Origin of the sequence: Burkholderia sp. E168m22 (genome assembly GCF_001319805.1) — a bacterium.
Classification (GTDB): domain Bacteria; phylum Pseudomonadota; class Gammaproteobacteria; order Burkholderiales; family Burkholderiaceae; genus Burkholderia; species Burkholderia orbicola.
This window is the reverse complement of sequence record NZ_BBSK01000042.1, coordinates 1-1,828: the sequence shown is the minus strand read 5'-3', so window position 1 is coordinate 1,828 and position 1,828 is coordinate 1. Positions and strand designations below refer to the sequence as shown.

1 protein-coding gene is annotated in these 1,828 nt (G+C 71.1%); it reads left to right on the top strand.

Annotated elements, in window-relative coordinates; translation table 11 throughout:
* The first annotated feature begins 119 nt into the window (after window positions 1-119).
* A complete protein-coding gene (locus AP428_RS12135; protein ID WP_054928086.1) occupies window positions 120-1,346 on the top strand; it encodes a patatin-like phospholipase family protein in 1,227 nt (408 codons plus the stop codon).
* Window positions 1,347-1,828: the final 482 nt, after the last annotated feature.

Below are 1,828 nucleotides of genomic sequence, written 5' to 3'. Positions count from 1 at the left end.
CCGCCGCGAAGCGCGCGAAGCCGTCCGGTTCGGCCGCGGAGCGCGCGGCGGCCCCTTCGTCGCCCGAAACGCGTCCGCCGAAGCGCTCGACGTGATGCGGCCCGGGTAGCAGGTCGATCATGCGACTCGCGCTCGTTCTGATGGGAGGCGGCGCGCGCGCCGCATACCAGGTCGGCGTACTGAAGGCGCTGGCCGAGATCGCGCGCGAGGCCGATCCGCAGCGGCACACGCTGCCGTTCGCGGTCGTGTGCGGTTCGTCGGCCGGCGCGATCAACGCGACGTCGGTCGCGAGCCACGCGGACGACTTTTCCCATGGCGTGCGGCGCCTGCTCGAATTCTGGGAGCCGTTGCGCGCCGACTATGTGTATCGCACCGACTGGCTCGGCATCGCGGCCGCCGGCGCGCGCTGGCTCGCGACGATGACGTTCGGCTGGGCGGCGCGCCGCTCCCCGCGCGGGCTGCTCGACAACACGCCGCTCGCGCACCTGCTGCAGCGCGAGCTGAGTTTCCACCGGATCGAGCAGATGCTCGAGGCGCGCCTGCTGCATGCGCTCGCGATCACCGCGCTCAGCTATTCGAGCGGCCGGCACCTCACGTTCTACCAGGCCGCCGAGCCGATCCAGGCGTGGCGGCGCGCGCAGCGCACCGCGCGGCTCGTCGACCTGTCGGCGTCGCACCTGCTCGCGTCGTCGGCCATTCCGTTCGTGTTCCCCGCCGTGCCGCTCGTGCTCGACGGGCAAATCGAGTACTTCGGAGACGGCTCGATCCGGCAGATCGCGCCGCTGTCGCCGGCGATCCACTTCGGCGCGGATCGGATCGTTGTCGTCGGTGCAGCCGATCCGCGGCCCGAGATTCCGGCCGCGAACGGCGCGGGACGGGCCCGTGGCTATCCGAGCCTCGCGCAGATCGGCCAGCAGGTGCTCGCGAGCGTGTTCCTCGACTCGATCGGCTCGGACATCGAACGGATCGAGCACATCAACCGGATGATCGAGCACCTGCCGCACCAGGTCGAGATCGACAGCGGCTGGCGGCACGTCGACGTGCTCGCGATCGCGCCGTCCGAGCGCATCGAGCTGATTGCCGCGAAGCACCTGAAGCAGATGCCGGCGACGATGCGCGGGCTGCTCGGCGCGATCGGCGGCAGCCAGCCGGCCGGCGCGTCGTTCGCGAGCTACCTGCTGTTCGAGGAGGCCTTCACGCGCGAGCTGATCGAGCTCGGCTACCGCGACGGCCGGGCGCAGCGCGAGACGCTCGCCGACTGGATCGCTCAGGCGGACGGCAGCAGCGCACCGGCGGCCGGCACGCCGCCGGAAGGCGGCCTCGCGGCCGGCGAAATACGGGTCTGACACGCGCAGGCGCAATGTAAGGTTGCGTTTTCGCGACGGTCGGGCGCGACCGATCGCCGCACCGCGGTTGGCGGCGCGCGACCGGGCAGGCGTCTCGGAACCGTCATGCACGCGTGCTATCATGGCCGCCGCCGTATACACCATATCGAGCAGCCCGCCGATCCGGCATCCGCACGGGACCTTTCGGGGAACCCGCCTGGGGCAGGGGACGGGCGCGCCAACGAGCCGGCCAGCGCCGGCCCCCACTCAGGCAAGCGCGACCGGCCTCCGTCGGAACGGAGCGGGTTGCGGCATGCCCAACGGCGGCAACGCGGCCGCCCGGCCGCCGGACGAGGAATCAGCGTCCGGCGGGCCGGTTTCCCGCGTAAAATTAGAGTCTTGGCTGCAAAAAGCGCGCGTGGCGCGCTGGCGCGGCAACAGTCACGTTTAGAGAAGTCGCATTGCGCAGAACAGGGGTGGGACCATCATGAACACCATGCTTT

Coding starts and splice junctions, on each gene's coding strand:
- AP428_RS12135 (WP_054928086.1), top strand. CDS start 120: ATGCGACTCGCGCTCGTTCTGATGGGAGGCGGCGCGCGCGCCGCATAC.